This is a genomic window from Serratia sp. BIGb0163 (assembly GCF_024809935.1).
Classification (GTDB): Bacteria; Pseudomonadota; Gammaproteobacteria; order Enterobacterales; family Enterobacteriaceae; genus Serratia; species Serratia quinivorans.
This window is the reverse complement of record NZ_JANUDZ010000012.1, coordinates 107,800-126,813: the sequence shown is the minus strand read 5'-3', so window position 1 is coordinate 126,813 and position 19,014 is coordinate 107,800. Positions and strand designations below refer to the sequence as shown.

At 52.9% G+C, this 19,014-nt stretch carries 16 protein-coding genes; 8 read left to right on the top strand and 8 right to left on the bottom strand.

From position 1 onward, the window contains the following. Positions 1-122 precede the first annotated feature (122 nt). Positions 123-641, bottom strand: coding sequence for a molybdopterin-guanine dinucleotide biosynthesis protein MobB (gene mobB / locus M2406_RS25850; protein ID WP_259191891.1), 519 nt, complete (start codon positions 639-641; stop codon positions 123-125). Continuing rightward, positions 634-1,227, bottom strand: coding sequence for a molybdenum cofactor guanylyltransferase MobA (mobA, locus tag M2406_RS25845; protein WP_259191890.1), 594 nt, complete (start codon positions 1,225-1,227; stop codon positions 634-636). Before mobA ends, mobB begins: the two co-directional genes overlap by 8 nt. A gap of 152 nt (positions 1,228-1,379) precedes the next feature. On the opposite strand from mobA, the gene M2406_RS25840 reads away from it, so the two are divergent. From M2406_RS25840 to dsbA, 3 genes are all read left to right on the top strand, one after another. After that, positions 1,380-1,649 (top strand): YihD family protein, encoded by a 270-nt coding sequence (locus M2406_RS25840; RefSeq protein WP_012147559.1) that lies wholly within the window; start codon positions 1,380-1,382, stop codon positions 1,647-1,649. Positions 1,650-1,753: 104 nt separating this feature from the next. After that, positions 1,754-2,740, top strand: coding sequence for a serine/threonine protein kinase (locus M2406_RS25835; protein ID WP_259191889.1), 987 nt, complete (start codon positions 1,754-1,756; stop codon positions 2,738-2,740). Positions 2,741-2,769: 29 nt separating this feature from the next. Next, positions 2,770-3,393 carry a thiol:disulfide interchange protein DsbA gene (dsbA, locus tag M2406_RS25830; protein WP_012147557.1) on the top strand — a complete coding sequence of 208 codons (624 nt, stop codon included), beginning with the start codon at positions 2,770-2,772 and terminating at the stop codon, positions 3,391-3,393. Positions 3,394-3,437: 44 nt separating this feature from the next. Here dsbA and M2406_RS25825 read toward each other — a convergent pair whose 3' ends face one another. After that, positions 3,438-4,328, bottom strand: a complete 891-nt coding sequence (locus M2406_RS25825) for an acyltransferase (RefSeq protein ID WP_012147556.1) — start codon at positions 4,326-4,328, stop codon at positions 3,438-3,440. 504 nt (positions 4,329-4,832) lie between these two features. On the opposite strand from M2406_RS25825, the gene polA reads away from it, so the two are divergent. Then, positions 4,833-7,637, top strand: coding sequence for a DNA polymerase I (polA, locus tag M2406_RS25820; RefSeq protein ID WP_259191888.1), 2,805 nt, complete (start codon positions 4,833-4,835; stop codon positions 7,635-7,637). A gap of 533 nt (positions 7,638-8,170) precedes the next feature. Here polA and yihA read toward each other — a convergent pair. Then, positions 8,171-8,821, bottom strand: coding sequence for a ribosome biogenesis GTP-binding protein YihA/YsxC (gene yihA / locus M2406_RS25815; RefSeq protein WP_012147554.1), 651 nt, complete (start codon positions 8,819-8,821; stop codon positions 8,171-8,173). Between the two features lie 748 nt (positions 8,822-9,569). On the opposite strand from yihA, the gene yihI reads away from it, so the two are divergent. Both yihI and hemN read left to right on the top strand, forming a co-directional pair. After that, the gene (yihI, locus tag M2406_RS25810; protein ID WP_012147553.1) at positions 9,570-10,121 is read left to right on the top strand and encodes a Der GTPase-activating protein YihI; all 552 of its coding nucleotides are present in this window, start codon (positions 9,570-9,572) and stop codon (positions 10,119-10,121) included. 182 nt (positions 10,122-10,303) lie between these two features. Beyond that, positions 10,304-11,677 (top strand): oxygen-independent coproporphyrinogen III oxidase, encoded by a 1,374-nt coding sequence (gene hemN, locus M2406_RS25805; protein WP_012147552.1) that lies wholly within the window; start codon positions 10,304-10,306, stop codon positions 11,675-11,677. Between the two features lie 47 nt (positions 11,678-11,724). Here the strand turns inward: hemN and M2406_RS25800 are convergent, their stop codons facing one another. From M2406_RS25800 to glnA, 4 genes are all read right to left on the bottom strand, one after another. Continuing rightward, positions 11,725-11,847 carry a YshB family small membrane protein gene (locus tag M2406_RS25800; protein WP_017894468.1) on the bottom strand — a complete coding sequence of 41 codons (123 nt, stop codon included), beginning with the start codon at positions 11,845-11,847 and terminating at the stop codon, positions 11,725-11,727. Between the two features lie 113 nt (positions 11,848-11,960). Continuing rightward, the gene (gene glnG / locus M2406_RS25795) at positions 11,961-13,373 is read right to left on the bottom strand and encodes a nitrogen regulation protein NR(I) (protein ID WP_259191887.1); all 1,413 of its coding nucleotides are present in this window, start codon (positions 13,371-13,373) and stop codon (positions 11,961-11,963) included. An 8-nt stretch (positions 13,374-13,381) separates the two neighbouring features. Further along, entirely contained in the window at positions 13,382-14,431 is a 1,050-nt protein-coding gene (gene glnL / locus M2406_RS25790) for a nitrogen regulation protein NR(II) (protein ID WP_012147550.1), read from the bottom strand. A 184-nt stretch (positions 14,432-14,615) separates the two neighbouring features. Beyond that, positions 14,616-16,025, bottom strand: coding sequence for a glutamate--ammonia ligase (gene glnA / locus M2406_RS25785; protein ID WP_012147549.1), 1,410 nt, complete (start codon positions 16,023-16,025; stop codon positions 14,616-14,618). Positions 16,026-16,395: 370 nt separating this feature from the next. Here glnA and typA point away from each other — a divergent pair, with 370 nt between their 5' ends. Together typA and yihX are read left to right on the top strand one after the other, a co-directional pair. Further along, a complete protein-coding gene (gene typA / locus M2406_RS25780) occupies positions 16,396-18,219 on the top strand; it encodes a ribosome-dependent GTPase TypA (RefSeq protein WP_012147548.1) in 1,824 nt (607 codons plus the stop codon). 164 nt (positions 18,220-18,383) lie between these two features. Next, positions 18,384-18,974 (top strand): glucose-1-phosphatase, encoded by a 591-nt coding sequence (yihX, locus tag M2406_RS25775; protein WP_012147547.1) that lies wholly within the window; start codon positions 18,384-18,386, stop codon positions 18,972-18,974. Positions 18,975-19,014 lie beyond the last annotated feature (40 nt).

Here is a 19,014-nt window from a genome sequence, read left to right as displayed (position 1 = left end):
CGCCGATGGTAGTGTGGGGTCTCCCCATGCGAGAGTAGGACACTGCCAGGCATCAATTAAGCCAAGAGGCCATCCGCAAGGATGGCCTTTTTGCTGTGTGCAAAAGACAAAAACAGACGCAGCTACGCTGCGCCTTTCAGCCATTCGGTGATGAAATCGGCAATGCTCTCCGGTTGGTTGAGATCCAGGGATCTTGTCTTGACCGCTATCGATTTATCGCTGGCAACGGCGATAACGAACTCATCCAACATATCTTCAAGCGGCCTGCCTATCTCTTCACGATAGAGAATGATTTTACTGATGGGCTCATGTTTAAACCCCTCGACTAAAATCAGATCCACCTTGCTACGATCAAAACGACTGGCCAGATACTGAAGATCCAAAGGTTGCTGTTCCGGCGTTTCGGTCATTAATGCCCAGCGACGATCGCTGGCGACCAAGGTTTGGTCGGCGCCCGCTTTACGCAGTTCATAACTGTCTTTGCCTGGTGTATCCACATCCATATCATGATGCGTATGTTTGATCAGTCCTACGCGGATTTTCCGCTGCTTTAATAAAGGAATTAATTGCTTAAGCAGCGTAGTTTTACCCGTTCCGCTATAGGCGGCAATCGCCAGCAAGGGGGGAAGAGCCTTATTCATTGGTGAGTCCTTTTTCCTGCTGCCAGCGCAGGCAGTCTTCCCGGGTATTAAGATTATGGAATGCTGCTTGTTGGCCACTGAACGCTATTTGTCGCGCACCTGCCGCATCCAGGAACAACATCAACTTGCGTTCCCCACGGGCCAGATACTCTTTTAACTGAGGCGCCAGGCTGGTATGCAACAGTGCCAGTGTGGGGTGTGCCCGCTCTCCATCGCTGGCATAGGCGGCCAGAGAGCTGCCTTTCTGTTGCCAGAGTTGATCAACCAGCGTAGCGGGAAAATCGGGGACGTCGCAGGGGACAAAAACGACCCATTCGGTGGCCGCGTGTTTCAATCCGGCCAGCATACCTGCTAGCGGGCCAGAAAAGTCTGGCGTCAGATCGCTGACGATTGGCAGACCGCTTTCGCCATAGCGCGCCTGATTGCGATTGGCACTGATGGCCATCAGGCTTACCTGCGGGCGTAACCGAGAAAGTACGTACTGATACAGAGGTATGCCGGCAATCTGAATCAGGCCTTTATCTTCCCCGCCCATACGTGTGGCGCGCCCACCGGCTAAAATAATGCCGGTAATCTCCTCATGCATATCTATCATCCCGAATTTATGGCTAACGCCCTGATTGTAGCGCTAAAGAGGGTGCGACATCAGGATTTACCTTTATTGACAAGCTGCTTCTTTCACTGCGTTGTTAAGCCTGTTACTTTGTGTGTTTATTGATTCTATTGGATGATATTGCGATGAAAACGCACCGCGTAAACGAGCTGATTGAGCTGCTACAGCCGGCCTGGCAGGAAGATCCGGATCTTAACCTGATCCCGTTTTTGCAAAAGCTGGCACAGGAAGCCGGTTTTCAGGGCAATCTGGCCGACCTGAGCGATGATATCCTGATCTACCATCTGAAAATGCGTGGTAGCGCCGGCACCGAACAGATCCCTGGCCTGAAAAAGGATTACGAAGAAGACTTCAAAACGGCATTGCTTCGTGCCCGTGGGGTGATCAAGGATTAGCATTCGTGCGGTAAGGTGAACCAGTTACTCGTGAAACCTGCCATTAATGCTACTATTTCTCATTCCCGGCACAGTGATGTCACCAACCGAAACCGAATGTTGTTATGAACAACTCAGCTTTTAATTTTCAGACCCTGTCGCCCGACCTGATTATGGACGCGTTGGAGGGTGTTGGTCTGCGCGTAGATTCCGGGCTGACAGCGCTTAACAGCTATGAGAACCGCGTCTATCAGTTTATGGACGAAGATCGTAAGCGTTACGTGGTGAAGTTTTATCGGCCTGAACGCTGGAGTGCAGAGCAAATTGGTGAAGAACATCAGTTCTCTCATGATCTTGCCCTGGCAGAGATCCCGGCAGTTGCGCCACTGGCCCTGCAGGGCCAAACGCTGCATACACACAGCGGTTTCTTTTTTACTGTTTTTCCCAGCGTTGGCGGGCGGCAGTATGAGATCGATAATCTCGATCAACTGGAGTGGGTGGGGCGTTTCCTGGGGCGTATTCATCAAGTAGGCAGTGAAAGCCTGTTTGTGAAGCGCCCGACAATGGGCATTGAGGAATATCTCACTACGCCACGTCAGGTATTGGCTAGCTGTGAACTGTTGCCGAAGGCCCAGCGCGAAAATTTCCTGAATGCGACCGACAGGTTGATTGAGGCGATTAAGCAACATTGGCATCTGGACTGGCAGCCGCGACGTTTGCACGGTGATTGCCACCCGGGCAATATCCTGTGGCGTGATGGTCCGCTGTTTGTTGATCTGGATGACGCGCGAAATGGGCCGGCAATACAGGATCTGTGGATGCTGTTGCACGGTGAACGTCGCGATCGCTTGATGCAGTTAGATATTCTGCTGGAAGCTTACTCCGAGTTTGCCGAGTTTGATCAAAGTGAATTAGCGTTGATCGAGCCGCTGCGGGCCATGCGCATGGTGTACTACCTGGCATGGGTTGCTCGTCGTTGGCAAGATCCCGCGTTTCCTAAAAGTTTTCCGTGGATGGCGGAGTCTGATTTTTGGTTATCTCAGACGGCGGCATTCATCGAGCAGGTTAAGCTGTTACAGGAACCCCCTCTGCAGCTGATGCCAATGTATTGAAGCTTTAACACAATGGAGAGTTTAGTCTTATGAAGAAAATTTGGTTGGCACTCGTTGGCATGGTAATGGCATTCAGTGCCTCGGCTGCGCAATTTAGCGATGGTGCTCAGTACGTAACCCTGGATAAGCCGGTGACCGGTGAACCTCAGGTACTGGAGTTCTTTTCCTTCTATTGCCCGCACTGCTATCAGTTCGAGCAGGTGTATCACGTTTCCGAAAATGTGAAAAAAGCGCTGCCTGCGGGCACTAAAATGACCAAGTACCACGTTGAATTCCTGGGGCCGTTGGGTAAACAACTGACTCAGGCCTGGGCTGTGGCAATGGCGCTGGGCGTGGAAGATAAAGTTAGCCCGCTGATGTTTGAAGCGGTGCAGAAAACCCAGACCGTGCAAACTCCGGATGATATCCGCAATGTGTTTGTGAAGGCTGGCGTGAGTGCGGCTGATTATGATGGGGCCTTGAACAGCTTCGTGGTTAAATCCCTGGTGGTTCAACAAGAGAAAGCTGCAGAAGATCTGCAACTGCGTGGTGTGCCGGCAGTATTTGTTAACGGCAAATACATGGTTAAAAACGATGGCCTGGATACCAGCTCGATGGATGCTTACGTGAAGCAATTCGCCGAAGTGGTTAAATTCCTCAGCGAGCAGAAGTAACCGAAATTTAAAGTGAAAAGCCGGCTTAGCCGGCTTTTTTTACTCTACGATTGCTTCAACTTATCCAGCAGCCGGTCTTTATCCTGCCACAGCGTATTCAGCCAAAGCTGGAAGCGCCGCTTAAACTGCTTATCGTTAAAGTAATCGCCATGCATGGTTTCATCGACTGGCAGCAGCTCAATTCTTACCACCACGCGTTTTAATCGTCCGCACAACATATCCAGAAAAGGCCGCTCAGTATTCTCAGGATAAAGCAGGGTGACGTTTAACACTTTATCGAACTGCTTACCTAATGCACTGAGTGTAAAAGCAATGCCGGCGGCTTTTGGGGCCAGTAAATTGCGGTAGGGCGAGTTGGTTTTAATTTTCTTGGCTTCAGTAAAGCGCGAGCCTTCTACAAAATTGACGATGGTGGTTGGACGCTTACGGAATTTTTCGCAGGAACGGCGCGTGGTTTCGATGTCATTACCGCGTTTTTCTGGGTGTTTAAGCAAATAGGCACGTGAATAACGTTTCATGAATGGCATATCCAGCGCCCAGCAGGCCAGGCCGACAAAGGGCACCCAGGCTAGCTGTTGCTTAAGAAAGTATTTATTCATTGGAATATGGTTACGGAACAACACGCACAGCACCACAATATCCGACCAACTTTCGTGATTGCTGATCAGCAGATACCAGTTTTTTCGTTCCAGCCCTTCCAGCCCTTCAATATCCCAACGCAATTGCCCATTAATGCGTAATAGCAGTGCCAACCCTACGCACCAGCACCACATCATAAAATCGGCAAAGGCTGAGATACGTCGCCAGACGGCAGGAAAGGGCACCAGTAACTTAATGATACCGGCCAGCGTGATGGGGACTGAACAGAGTACGGTCACCAAAATGGCGAGCAGGGCAGAAAGTATAAAAATAACAGGGGATAACAATCTTGGCATGGTTATGGGCTGACGGTTGTTGGTAACAGCGTTACATGCCGGTATGCATGAACAAAAAAATATTTTAACAGAAACCATAGGGGGAAAGCGCCCGTTAACAGTAACTGTTTTAAAGAGGAGGAAATAGGCATTTGCTGCGTTTTCGTGCAACTTGCTCATCTTGTGCTATGGTAATTGAGGCGCCAAATTTGATAAATAGTGCGATTAAAATTGGGTGCAAGATATATCCACAAATTGTGTAAAAGTCGATAAATACCCTCAATTAAAATAACGCAATTTAACGCAGTGATTTCAATAGGAATTTTATTTGCGCTTATAACGATAAATGCATCGTTATAATTTGCTGTCTTTTCTATGCACAAAGTTATCCACAGGCAGGATCTTGCGGATCGCTTCGCAAGATCGCATGATTTTCATCTTCATTGCACTCTAAGGTTCGTCTCCAGCGGCCAGCTATGGCATGCTTACCGCCATGTCCGATCACGATAAAGATAAAGTAACGCTATGGCTCAAATTGCAGAAAACCCACTAATCCTGGTTGACGGTTCCTCTTACCTCTACCGCGCTTATCACGCCTTCCCTCCGCTGACCAACTCCGCGGGTGAACCGACCGGGGCAATGTACGGCGTGCTGAATATGCTGCGTAGCCTATTGCTGCAGTACCAGCCAAGCCATGTTGCGGTGGTGTTTGATGCCAAAGGAAAAACCTTCCGTGATGAGCTGTTCGCAGAATACAAATCACACCGGCCACCTATGCCGGACGATCTGCGCGCGCAAATCGAGCCGTTGCACAAAATGGTCAAGGCCATGGGGCTGCCGCTGTTGGTCACGCCCGGCGTCGAAGCCGACGACGTCATAGGCACGCTGGCGCTGGAAGCTGAAAAGGCCGGTCATGCGGTGCTGATCAGCACTGGCGATAAAGACATGGCGCAGTTGGTCACGCCGAACGTCACCTTGATCAACACCATGAACAACACCATTCTCGGCCCGCAGGAAGTGTGCGACAAATACGGTATTCCGCCGGAGCTGATTATCGACTTCCTGGCGCTGATGGGGGATGCCTCGGATAACATCCCAGGCGTACCAGGCGTGGGTGAGAAGACCGCGCAGGGGCTGTTACAGGGCCTGGGTGGGCTGGATGTGCTCTATGCGAATCTGGACAGTATCGCCACGCTCAGCTTCCGTGGAGCCAAGACCATGGCGGCCAAACTGGAACAGAACAAAGAGATGGCATACCTCTCTTACAAGCTGGCCACTATCAAAACTGACGTTGAGCTGGATATTACCTGCGCCGATCTCCAGGTGTCTCCGCTGGACGTCGATACGTTGCAACAGTTGTTCAAACAGTATGAATTTAAGCGCTGGCTGGCAGATGTCGAAGCCGGCGTTTGGCTGGAAGGCAAGAAAGGTGCCGGTGTGAAAGCAACCAGCGCGGCGAAATCTTCTGCCAGTGCAGTGGCAGAAACCGGAAAAGCCCCGGCAGAAGCAACGCTATCGCAAGAGGGTTACGTCACCATTCTGGATGAAGACACCTTCACTGAGTGGCTGGGAAAACTGAAAAAAGCCGAAGTGTTCGCGTTTGATACCGAAACCGACGGCCTGGATACCCTGACGGCGAACCTGATCGGTCTGTCATTTGCCATTGCTCCGGGTGAAGCCGCTTATCTGCCAGTGGCACATGACTATCTTGATGCGCCAACGCAGTTGGATCGCGCTCATGTCCTGGCTGCGCTGAAGCCGCTGCTGGAAGACGAGAAAGCGTTGAAGGTCGGGCAAAACCTGAAGTTTGATATGAGCCTGCTGGCGCGTTACGACATTACTCTGCGCGGTATTGCCTTTGATACCATGCTGGAGTCCTATGTGCTGGACAGCGTGGGCGGCCGTCACGATATGGACAGCTTGTCCGATCGTTACCTTGGTCATAAAACCGTGACCTTCGAAGAGATTGCCGGTAAGGGTAAAAAGCAGCTCACCTTCAACCAGATTGCACTGGAGCAGGCAGCACCTTACGCCGCTGAAGATGCGGACGTGACGCTGCAATTACATTTGGCGATGTGGCCGCAATTGAAGGAAAGCGCTGAGCTGTTGACGGTTTTCAATCAGATTGAAATGCCGCTGTTGCCGGTGTTGTCACATATCGAGCGAACCGGGGTGCTGATTGATCAAAGCATTTTGGCCACCCACTCCATTGAATTGACCAAGCGCCTGGCTGAGTTGGAAATTCAGGCCCATGAACTGGCGGAAGAGCCTTTCAACCTGGCGTCGACCAAACAGTTGCAGGCGATCCTGTACGAAAAACAAAAGTTGCCAATACTGAAGAAAACTCCGGGCGGTGCGCCTTCGACCAATGAAGAAGTGCTGGCCGAGTTGGCGCTGGATTACCCATTACCGAAGGTAATTCTGGAATACCGTGGCCTGGCGAAGCTGAAAACCACCTATACCGACAAGCTGCCGCTGATGATTAACCCGGTCAGTGGTCGGGTGCATACTTCCTATCATCAGGCGGTGACGGCTACCGGGCGTCTCTCTTCCAGCGATCCCAACCTGCAGAATATTCCGGTGCGTAACGACGAAGGGCGCCGTATCCGTCAGGCATTTATTGCTCCTGAAGGCTACCGCATTGTTGCTGCCGACTATTCGCAAATTGAACTGCGTATCATGGCTCACCTGTCACAGGATGAGGGGTTGCTGAAAGCCTTTGCGGCTGGTGAGGATATTCACCGCGCCACGGCGGCCGAGGTGTTTGGCCTGCCGCTCGATAAGGTGACTAACGAGCAGCGCCGCAGCGCCAAGGCGATTAACTTCGGCCTGATTTATGGCATGAGCGCATTTGGTCTGGCGCGCCAGTTAGGGATCCCACGCGGTGAAGCGCAGCGCTATATGGATCTTTACTTCGAACGTTATCCGGGCGTGCTGGAGTATATGGAGCGCACCCGTCAGCAGGCCGCCAGCCAGGGCTACGTCAGCACGCTGGATGGCCGCCGTCTGTATCTGCCGGATGTCAGCTCCAGTAACGGTATGCGTCGCAAGGCGGCCGAGCGAGCGGCGATTAATGCCCCAATGCAGGGGACGGCAGCCGACATCATCAAGCGTGCGATGATCGAAGTGGACGCCTGGCTGCAAGCTCAGGAGAAGCCGCTGGTACGTATGATTATGCAGGTACACGATGAACTGGTGTTCGAGGTACATGAGTCGGTGCTTGAGGAATCCAATCAGCGTATCCGAGAGCTGATGGAAAACAGCATGGCGCTGGCCGTGCCGCTGAAAGTCGACGTTGGCGTGGGTGCCAACTGGGATGAAGCGCACTGATAATGCGGCGGTTCGTCAGCCAGCTTTCAATGGCAGAGCTAACTGGCGATAACCTAAGCAGTTTTTGTAATTAAGCTACAAGATACGGCGATTGTTTCCGCAACCTCGCCGTTATTACGCTCTAAACTGTGTAAGTAAACTACAAAAAATTCTTTTGCACTGCGAAAAAATCATGTAAAGTTACTCGCGTAGGGTACAGAGGTAAGATGTTCTATCTTTCAGACCTTTTACTTCACGTAATCGGATTTGGCTGAATATTTAGCCGCCCCAGTCAGTATTGACTGGGGCGTTTTTTATTGTAAAAACAAAGCCAAGCCATAAGTTTTTCCTATTCTCTCCGAAACGCTTTTTCCTCGTTTTATCCCCTGAATTTGCTCATCCGCTGAGTTCTCATCGTTAAATGGTCATAAGAATTTATGATGATTTTCAGTCAAAACTGTAATTAGATAACGAAAAAGGCCTGATTTCGCGGATCGCAGACGTAAAAAAGCCGATGCGTTTCCACATCGGCTACTGCGGCACCTGGGGCGTTGTTATTCGCCGGCGGTGTCGTCATCTTCCGGCAGTACTTCCGGTGGGATCTCGTTAAACCAGGTGTTCAGTTTCTGGCTCAGCTTGTCGACGCCGATTTTTTTCGGTGAGGAGAAGGCTTCAACCTGGATATCGCCCATAAACGGCACTACCGCTTCACGCACCATATTGAGCTGCGCCTTGCGCGCGCCAGATGCCAGCTTGTCCGCTTTGGTCAGCAGGAGCAGGACCGGCGTACCGACTTCGACGGCCCACTGAATCATCTGTTGGTCGAGATCTTTCAACGGATGGCGGATATCCATCAGCACCACCAGGCCTTTCAGGCAGTTACGCATTTGCAGGTATTCACCCAGCGCACGCTGCCATTTGCGTTTCATCTCTTCAGGAACTTCGGCGTAGCCATAACCTGGCAGGTCGACGAGGCGAATGCCTTCTTCCACTTCAAACAGGTTAATCAGCTGGGTACGGCCCGGCGTTTTACTGGTACGCGCCAGACCTTTCTGGTTGGTCAGGGTATTTAACGCGCTGGACTTACCGGCATTAGAGCGACCGGCGAACGCAACTTCAATACCTTCATCCCCCGGAAGATGGCGAATATCGGGCGCACTGGTGACGAAATGGGTCACATGATAATTGTAATTCTTGCTGGTCAAAATTTTTCGTCTCCGCAAGGATGGCTAACTGGTTGGCGATTATAACTGCATCAGCGGTAAAAATGGTGTGTTTCTCTGTTTTTAAGCATCGGGCCAGCAGGGCGTGGCAGTCAGACCTCAGCGAGCTTGTGAGACATTCGCCATTCGAATAGGGGGCAATGTCGCTTTATTCGAAAGCTGTTTTTATTCTTTACCTTTAAAAACAGAATGTTAATTCTCCGATGTGTTTTTTGTTATGCCAATTGCCCGGCAGCTACCTTGAGCCTAACTCCTGATAGCGTAAAGTAGGTTGCAGCACAAGGCTGTGCAGGATTAAGGAACATCCGGGAAGGGTGATAAATCTCATGGAGTGCACAGGAAGTGCTGGAGTGCCAGGATGAACCCAGAAGGAATTGACCTATTTGCATCTGAATTTGCGAATAGCACAAGGATGGTGAAGTCACTGCAATTTGGATGCCCGCAGGAAGCGCGCTCAGGAAGAGTGGATGCGCAGGGATTGTGCCAGGGACGATTTTTCTTTCAGGATGAAGGACGTAGTGCGGCAGGGAATGCGTTTATAGCAAAAGGAAAAACCAGGATGTTGAGTGTGCGCACGGAGCGCGTAGCAGGAATATCCTTCGAAAGAGGGTGCAAATAGGCGGCAGGTTTAACCTGCCGCCTTTTTTCTTTGTCCGCTTTCTGCTAGATTCCGCCGCAATCGTATAGCATCTATCTCTATACTGAATCTACATACCTAAGAGCATACGCTATGAACCAGCCATCAAAAGCACCTCGCGCCCCACGCAGCAGCGCGGCGACGCCGAAAAACAAAAAGAAAAGCCGTGCGGAGCTCGATCAGGAAGCCCGTGAACACAAGCGTGCGAAAAAACGCCGTGGTCTCGCTTCCGGTTCTCGCACCCAGGTTGAGTCCACCAATCAAAAAAATAAAGCGGCGGCCCAGGCCAAAGATCCGCGTATCGGCAGCAAAGTGCCGGTAGCGCTGGTGGTTGAAGATAAGCCAAAAGCCAAACCGCAACCCAAGCCGAAAGCTGAAGCCAAGCCTAAGCCACGTCTGACGCCGGAAGAAGAACTGGCCAAGCTGGAAAACGATGAGCGTCTGGACGCACTGCTGGATCGCATTGATGACGGCGAGACTCTGAGCGCCGAAGATCAGAAATATGTTGATCAGACGCTGGATCGTATCGATGCCCTGATGGAGCAATTGGGCATTGAATTGGGTGATGACGACGAAGAAGAAGAAGAGAAGCGGGAAGATATCCTGAAGCTGCTGAAAGGCGGTAACCCAAAAGACGTAATTTAACGCGTCATGTGGCTGATCCTGACAATAGCCCTACTCTTGATGTGTTATCTGCTGTGGTTATTCGGTAAACTATGGCGGCTGTCTAAACGCAAAACGCGTTTTCGCAGCGCTTCCGCGGCCAGACAGCGTAGACAACTGCCCATTTCCCGGCCCGGTAGAAAAAAATATCGGAAGGAGTGAGCATGTCAGAGCAGGCAATTGTCTGGGATCTGGCCCTGATCCAGAAATATAACTATTCAGGGCCGCGTTATACCTCATACCCCACAGCGCTGGAGTTCAACCAGGGCTATGACGAAGCGGCGTTTCAACGCGCTGCTGCGCGCTATCCAGAACGTCCGCTGTCGCTGTATGTGCATATCCCTTTCTGCCACAAACTCTGCTATTTCTGTGGCTGCAATAAACTGGTGACGCGTCAGACGCACAAGGCCGATGAATATCTGGCGGTGCTGGCACAGGAAATCGCCCAGCGCGCGCCTCTGTTTGCCGGGCGTAAAGTTGGTCAGTTGCATTGGGGTGGCGGCACGCCGACCTACCTGAGCAAGTCGCAAATCAGCAAGCTGGTGGCAATGCTGCGCCAACACTTTGATTTTCTCCCCGATTTGGAAATGTCGATCGAAGTCGATCCGCGCGAGATTGAGCTGGATGTGCTCGATCATTTACGCAGCGAAGGCTTTAATCGCCTGAGCATGGGGGTGCAGGATTTCAATAAAGAAGTGCAGCGGCTGGTGAACCGTGAGCAGGATGAAACCTTTATCTTCGCTCTGATCGCTCGCGCCAAGGCTTTGGGCTTTAACTCCACCAATATTGATTTGATCTACGGGCTGCCAAAGCAGACGCCGGAGAGCTTTGCTTACACCCTGCAGCGGGTGGCGGAACTCAACCCGGATCGTCTCAGCGTATTTAACTACGCCCACATGCCGAACCTGTTTGCAGCCCAACGCAAAATCAAAGATGCGGATTTGCCGAGCGCGCAGCAGAAACTGGATATCCTGCAGCAGACCATCGCCTCGCTGACCGAGTCCGGCTATCAGTTTATCGGCATGGACCACTTTGCCCGCCCGGATGATGAACTGGCCGTGGCACAGCGCGAAGGGAAACTGCACCGCAACTTCCAGGGGTACACCACTCAGGGTGACAGCGATTTGCTGGGGCTGGGCGTATCCGCCATCAGCATGCTGGGGGACAGCTATGCCCAGAACCAGAAAGAGCTGAAGACCTATTACAGTAGCGTAGAAGAGCAGGGGCATGCCTTGTGGCGCGGCCTGGCGATGACGGAAGACGACTGTCTGCGGCGTGAGGTAATCAAAACGCTGATCTGCAATTTCAAACTGGACTATCTGGCAATAGAGCAACAGTTCGCTATCGACTTCGCCGGCTATTTTGCCGAAGACCTGCAACTGCTGGCACCGTTTGAACGTGATGGGCTGGTGGAGCGTGACGAGCAGGGTATTCGCGTTACACCGCGCGGTCGGTTGCTGATCCGCAATATTTGCATGTGTTTTGATATCTACCTGCGACAACAGGCGCGCACTCAGCAATTCTCTCGGGTTATTTGATCGATAAAGAAACGGCCGCATTAGCGGCCATTTTTTTAATTAGAAATTCAACTGAAGAAATTAATCAGTGCGGCGCACAACACCGCAGCAACGGCTGCCTGCGGTGTGTGGCTGGCGGCAGAGCCAAGCTCCGCGCCTTGGGAAATGAATGCGACCAATGAGTCCAGCATCGAGAGCCTCCAGAGTGTGCGCCCCGATCATACTGCCGGCAGAGCGGCTGTAAAGCCTGAAGTCGTCGATTTTTTGTGCGCTTGATTATGTTTTTTATAATCAACAACGCAAACTATTCCATTCCCAACTCTTTCAACTTGCGCGTTAACGTATTGCGGCCCCAACCCAGCAAGCGAGCGGCTTCCTGCTTATGCCCCTGGGTATGGCGCAGCGCGGTAGTGAGCAAGGTGCGCTCCATTTCCGGTTGCGCTTCCGACAGCAAATTTTGATGACCGGAACGCAGTGCCCGGTCGGCCCACTGTGCCAGTAGCGTAGCCCAACTGTCCGGCAAGCTGTGGCCGGACGTTTCCGGCGCAGCGGTTTCAAACAGCTCACTCGGCAGATCCTGAATCAGCACTTCCTGCCCGGCGGCCATCACGGTTAACCAGCGGCAGGTGTTTTCCAACTGACGCACGTTACCTGGCCACGGCAGGCGGGTCAGGGCGGTTTCGGTTTCCGGATGCAGATTCTTCGCCTCAACGCCCAGCTCTTTTGCCGCCACTTGCAGGAAGTAGCGCGCCAGACGAGGTATGTCCTCACGACGTTCACGCAACGGTGGCAGATGTACGCGAATGACGTTCAGGCGATGGAACAGATCTTCACGGAATTTACCTTCCTGTACCCGCAGCTCCAGGTTCTGATGGGTGGCGGCGATAATGCGCACGTCCACCTTCACCGGCGCGTATCCACCGACCCGGTAGAATTGACCATCGGCCAGCACCCGCAGTAAACGGGTTTGAACATCCAGCGGCATATCGCCGATTTCATCCAGGAACAGCGTTCCGCCGTCGGCCTGCTCAAAACGGCCCTGACGGATCTGATTGGCACCGGTAAAAGCCCCTTTCTCGTGGCCGAACAGCTCGGATTCGATCAGGTCTTTAGGGATCGCCGCCATATTCAACGCGATAAACGGAGATTTGGCTCGCGGGCTGTGGCGATGCAGGGCATGGGCCACCAGCTCTTTACCGGTGCCGGATTCGCCGTTGATCAGCACGCTGATCGATGAACGCGACAGACGGCCAATGATGCGGAACACGTCCTGCATCGCCGGGGCTTCGCCGATAATGTCCGCCACCGGGTCGTTGGCCGGCTGGCTGCGTGCCGGTTGTTGCTGTTCCTGATAATGGCTGATGGCGCGCTCTACCAGCGCGACCGCTTCATCGATATCAAAGGGTTTTGGCAGGTAATCGAACGCTCCTTGCTGGTAGGCGCTGACCGCGGCGTCCAAATCCGAATGTGCCGTCATTATGATGACCGGAAGCATGGGGTGACGCTGCTTGATCTGCTTGAGCAACGCCAGACCATCCATACCCGGCATGCGGATGTCAGACAGCAACACGTCAGGAGTTTGCGTGGCCAGGGCTTCCAGTACCGCATTGCCATTTTCAAAGGTCACGCAACTCACACCCGCTCCAGTGAGCGCGCGTTCAAGCACCCAGCGGATGGAGCTATCGTCATCGACGATCCAGACTATCCCTCGTTGCATAGAAAACCTCACTGGCGAATAGGCAGGTAAACCGAGAATTCGGTATGTCCTGGCCAACTGTTAAATTCAATTTTTCCGCAATGCTGATCGATAAGATTACGGGCGATGGATAAACCCAGGCCGGTTCCGCCTTCGCGGCCGCTGACCATTGGGTAAAACAGCGTGTCCTGCAACTGCGCCGGTACGCCGGGGCCGTCATCTTCAATATCGATACGTGCCGCTAACCGGTAGCGGGTGCCGTGCAGGGTGATCTGGAATGCGGTTCGGGTGCGCAGCGTAATGGTGCCACCGGCTTCACCCAGCGCCTGCAGCGCATTGCGAGTGATGTTCAGCAACACCTGTTCGATTTGATCCGGGTCGTGCGCCAACTCCGGCAGGCTCGGGTCGTAGTCGCGTACCAGCGTTACGTTATCCGGCTTCTCCAGCGACACCAGTTGGCAGACTCGCTCCGCCACCTGATGAATACTTTGAGTAATGTGCTGGCCTGGCCGTTGCGGGCCCAGCAGGCGATCGACCAGATTGCGCAGGCGGTCGGCCTGTTCAATGATCACCTTGGTGTATTCGGTCAGCGACGGATCGGGCAGAGCCTTGGCCAGCAACTGCGCCGCACCGCGCAGCCCGCCAAGCGGATTTTTAATCTCATGCGCCAGGCCACGAACCAGATCGCGGGCGGCAACCTGCTGGGCGTGCTGCAGCTGTTCCTGGCTCAGGCGACGTTGGTTATCCATCGGCGCCAGTTCGATCAGGATATAGCCTTCAGACAGCGTCTGGGCGGTCAGGGAGAGGATATGCGCGCGCCCGTCAACCACCAGGGTCACTTCGCTATCGGTAAAGCCCTGGCCGGCGCGCAAGCTCTCACGCATCAGATCGACATTCAGCGAAAAATAGCCGAGCAGATCGGGTAACGGTGTACCGAAAAGTTTACGGGAACTTTGTGCCAGCAGTTGTTGTGCCGCTGGATTGGCGTAATGAACCGCCAGCGAGTCATCCAACAGCAGGATGCTGTTGATGAGAGAATTGAGGATCTGCCCAGCATCGGGCAGCTTGCCAGTTGCCATATAGCAGACTCCTGCACCTTTTTAGTGCATCTATCCTACTCCATCCGCCCTGCGTGCGGCACGGAATAGTTTTGCAGAAAATACGGTGGAGAAAAAAACCCATCCGAAGATGGGCAGAAAGTTTCCACGGCAACAAAAAAAGACAACTAAATCTGAGCGCCGTCCGCAGACGGCGCGGTAAAACTTAAACGCTGTAGTACAGTTCGAACTCAACCGGGTGTGGCGTCATGCGAACGCGGTCCATTTCTTCTTTACGCAGATCGATGTAAGCATCGATCGCGTCGTCGGTGAATACGCCACCGCGGGTCAGGAACTCGCGGTCTTCGCTCAGTGCAGCCAGCGCTTCATCCAGAGAGCCTGCAACTTTTGGAATTTCAGCTTCTTCTTCCGGTGGCAGGTCATACAGGTTTTTGTCCATGGCATCGCCAGGGTGGATTTTGTTAATCACACCGTCCAGGCCTGCCATCAGCAGAGCTGCGAAGCACAGGTATGGGTTGGCCGCTGGATCCGGGAAACGGGCTTCGATACGGCGCGCTTTCGGGCTGGCTACCACTGGGATACGGATGGAAGCAGAACGGTTACGGGCTGAGTAAGCCAGCATCACCGGTGCTTCGTAACCTGGGACCAGACGCTTGTAAGAGTTGGTGGTCGGGTTGGCCAGGGCGTTGATCGCTTTGGCGTGCTTGATGATGCCGCCGATGTAGAACAGGGCAGTTTCAGACAGGCCGCCGTATTTGTCGCCGGCGAACAGGTTAGTCCCGTTCTTGGACAGTGACATGTGGCAGTGCATACCGGAGCCGTTATCACCGAACATAGGTTTCGGCATGAAGGTCGCGGTTTTACCAAATGCGTGAGCCACGTTGTGAACCACGTATTTGTAGATTTGGATTTCGTCGGCTTTCTTGGTCATGGTGTTGAAGCGGGTTGCCACTTCGTTCTGACCTGCGGTTGCCACTTCGTGGTGGTGAGCTTCAACCACCAGGCCCATTTCTTCCATGGTCAAACACATGGTAGAACGGATGTCCTGTGACGAGTCGACCGGAGGAACCGGGAAGTAACCGCCTTTGACTGCCGGACGGTGACCTTTGTTGCCGCCATCGTATTTGGTGCCGGAGTTCCATGCGCCTTCGATATCGTCGATAGCTACGTGGGAACCACGGATGCTGCTGCCGAAACGAATATCATCGAACAGGAAGAATTCTGGCTCAGGCCCGAACAGCACGGTGTCCGCGATGCCGGAAGAACGCAGGAAGTCTTCTGCACGCTTGGAGATTGAACGCGGGTCACGGTCGTAGCCCTGCATGGTGCCTGGCTCGAGGATATCGCAGCGAATGATCAGAGTGGATTCTTCGAAGAACGGATCCAATACCGCCGTGCTGGCGTCTGGCATCAGCACCATGTCAGATTCGTTGATGCCCTTCCAACCACCGATCGAGGAGCCGTCAAACATTTTACCTTCTTCGAAGAAGTCGGCATTTACCTGATGAGAAGGGATGGTAACGTGCTGTTCCTTACCCTTGGTGTCAGTGAAACGCAGGTCTACGAATTTCACTTCATGCTCATTCAGCATCGTCAAAACGTGTTCAGCGGACATACTTAACTCTCCCGGATTTGTCATTGTCTTCGTCGTGGAACGAATCTGTGGAACTGGCTTTTTTTGTCTTGAAAAGACTAAAGCGAAAACTGTGCCAACTTTGCGAAAGCGCTTTAATCGCCTTTCTGCGCGGCTTTTGCACAGAATCAGTATGCACCATCAGTGACGGTTTGCACCTAAATGGTGCAATCAATGCGTGGTGGAGCACTGTAATGGTGCAAAAGTGCACCAGATGCTGCTTTTTGCACCGTGAAAGGGATCACATACTGACCTGTACACAGTTGTTTATAAGAGACTGTTGTGATCTTGTTTAGTCCCTCGCTTAATACGTGTACAATAGCGCGCTATTTCTAATGCCTGAGGCAAAGCTGTGATCGAAAATTTGCGTAACATCGCCATTATTGCCCACGTTGACCATGGTAAGACCACCCTGGTTGATAAGCTGCTGCAACAATCCGGTACTTTCGGAGAGCGTGTAGAAGCCACCGAACGCGTAATGGACTCCAACGATTTGGAGAAAGAGCGTGGGATTACCATCCTCGCTAAAAACACCGCCATTAATTGGAAAGACTACCGCATCAACATCGTGGATACCCCAGGACACGCCGACTTCGGCGGTGAGGTTGAGCGTGTGATGTCAATGGTTGACTCGGTGCTGCTGGTTGTGGATGCAATGGATGGCCCAATGCCGCAAACCCGCTTCGTGACCAAAAAAGCGTTTGCTAATGGTCTGAAGCCGATCGTGGTAATCAACAAGGTTGACCGTCCGGGCGCACGTCCTGATTGGGTTGTTGATCAGGTCTTCGACCTGTTCGTTAACCTCGACGCGACCGACGAGCAGCTCGACTTCCCAATCATCTATGCTTCTGCACTGATGGGGATCGCGGGTACTGACCACAACGAGATGGCGGAAGACATGACCCCGCTGTATCAGGCGATCGTAGACCACGTGTCTGCACCGCAGGTTGAGCTCGAAGCACCGTTCCAGATGCAGATCTCTCAGCTGGACTACAACAACTACGTGGGCGTTATCGGCATCGGCCGTATCAAGCGTGGTAAGGTCAAGCCGAACCAACAGATCACTATCATTGATAGCGAAGGCAAAACCCGTAACGGTAAAGTTGCCAAGGTTCTGACCCACATGGGTCTGGAGCGTATCGAAGCGCCTATCGCTGAAGCGGGTGACATCATCGCTATCACCGGTCTGGGCGAGCTGAACATCTCTGACACCATCTGTGATGTGAACGCGGTTGAAGCGCTGCCGGCACTGTCTGTTGATGAACCGACGGTAACCATGTACTTCAACGTCAACACCTCTCCGTTCTGTGGTAAAGAAGGCAAGTACGTGACTTCACGTCAGATCCTCGACCGTCTGAACAAAGAGCTGGTGCACAACGTGGCACTGCGTGTTGAAGAAACCGAAGATGCTGATGCATTCCGCGTATCTGGCCGTGGTGAACTTCACCTGTCGGTTCTGATCGAAAACATGCGTCGTGAAGGTTTCGAGCTGGCGGTTTCCCGTCCTAAAGTTATCAACCGTAAAATCGATGGCCGCATGCAAGAGCCATTCGAAAACGTGACGCTGGATATCGAAGAACAGCACCAGGGTTCAGTCATGCAAGCCATGGGTGAGCGTAAAGGTGACGTTAAGGACATGATCCCAGACGGCAAAGGTCGTATTCGCCTGGATTACCTGATCCCTGCGCGTGGCCTGATCGGTTTCCGTACTGAGTTCATGACCATGACTTCCGGTACCGGTCTGCTGTACTCCACCTTCAGCCACTACGATGACGTGCGCCAGGGTGAAATCGGCCAGCGCCAGAACGGCGTGCTGATCTCTAACGGCCAGGGCAAGGCAGTAGCATTCGCCCTGTTCGGTCTGCAAGATCGCGGCAAGCTGTTCCTGGGTCACGGTGCAGAAGTGTATGAAGGCCAGATCATCGGTATTCACTCACGTTCTAACGACCTGACCGTGAACTGCCTGACCGGTAAGAAGCTGACCAACATGCGTGCTTCCGGTACTGACGAAGCGACTACCCTGGTTCCGGCTATCAAGATGTCCCTGGAGCAAGCTCTGGAATTCATCGATGATGACGAACTGGTAGAAGTTACGCCAACGTCCGTACGTATTCGTAAACGTCACCTGACTGAAAACGATCGTAAGCGTGCAAGCCGCGGTCCTAAAGAAGCTTAATCGCTGATTTAGTCTGCAACACTTAGGGCGCGTCCAGCGCCCTGAGTTTTTTCCTCTGTCTTTTCCCATTTCTGCCGCGTGCTATACGCTTTTCCACCTGCTCTCTATTCAGCCTCTGTTTTTCCCGCTACAGTAAAATCTCACCGGCCCATCAGGAGAGGACTATGCTGTATATCTTTGATTTAGGTAATGTGATCGTCGATATCGATTTCAAACGTGTACTGGGTGTATGGAGCAATTTAAGCGGTACGCCGCTGGCGGTCTTGTCCGAACGTTTCACCATGGGCGAATTGTTCCAACAGCATGAGCGCGGTGAAATCAGCGATGAAGATTTTGCCGGGCAACTGAGTGAAGAGATGGGCATCGCTCTGAGTTTCGAACAGTTCGCTACCGGTTGGCAGGCGGTGTTTGTCGCCCTGCGCCCGGAAGTGATCGACATCATGAAACGTCTGCGTAGCGAAGGTCACCGTGTCGTGGTGCTGTCGAACACCAACCGCCTGCACTGCAATTACTGGCCGCAACACTACCCGCAAGTGGCGGAAGCCGCCGATCATCTGTACCTGTCTCAGGACATCGGTATGCGCAAACCGGACGCCAACATCTATCAGCACGTTCTTAACGCAGAAAATACCCCGCCGGACCAGGCCGTGTTTTTTGATGATGTGGCGGCTAATGTAGCCGCGGCTGAAGCTCTGGGGATTAAAGGGGTGCACGTGACCGATCCTGACGTGGTGCCGGCTTATTTTGCCCAATGACCGCAAAGGGTTAAGCTTAAGGCGTACAAACTGACATCAA